The sequence below is a fragment of the Oleiphilus sp. HI0067 genome (assembly GCF_001635735.1).
Genome location: NZ_LWFI01001120.1, coordinates 1 through 741 on the forward strand (window position 1 = coordinate 1; position 741 = coordinate 741).

Annotated in this window: 1 protein-coding gene; it reads right to left on the reverse strand. The window is 41.4% G+C overall.

Annotation, left to right across the window (positions count from 1 at the left end):
• Nucleotides 1-542, reverse strand: a 542-nt coding sequence (locus A3739_RS16190) for a ParA family protein (protein WP_068502055.1), incomplete at its 3' end; no start/stop codon positions are given.
• Nucleotides 543-741 lie beyond the last annotated feature (199 nt).

The following is a 741-nucleotide window of genomic DNA, read 5'->3' on the forward strand; positions in this document are numbered from 1 at the left end:
AGTGAATCATTATGATCTTCCTGGATATCCTGAATTTCACCCATGATTTGGTAGAGCGCTTTGCGAGAGAAGTCATCACAATCGAAAGGTATCAAAACACGATCTGCAGCAATGAGCGCCGATCGGGTATAAAAATTTAATGCTGGCGCAGTGTCGATGTAAATATCATCGAAGAAAGACTCCATTTCTCTTAATGCCGTCTTTAATTTATAAATCTTGTGCTTTGCTTCTAATTTACGCTCTAGAAACTCCAACTCAGGATGTGAAGGCATTACCGATAAATTATCGTAAGGGCTTTGATGAACAAACTCGCTCGCATCTTTATTGAAAAGATTAAACGACAAGGTCTGCTCAAAAAAATCTGCGACGGTGTGTTTCAATTCACTTGAGGAGACGCCCAACAAGTAATGCGTAGAGTTGCCCTGAGTATCAAGGTCAACCACTAACGTACGACGCCCCTTGGATGCGCTAATTGCAGCCAAGTTACATGTGATACTAGATTTACCAACACCACCTTTTTGATTAAACACCACTCGAATCACTGTCGCTTCTCCTTAAACTTTGACGAGGACACTCTCACCAGCCCAACACCTTTTTTACAAACGGAACTGTAATACTTCGCTTTTCAAGCAATTGGGCATGATCCAACTTATCTAGAACCTCCAATAATGCGCCTAAACTACGAGAACTTCTAGCATATATGTAGCTCAGCACATCATCAGACAGACTAATACCACGTTG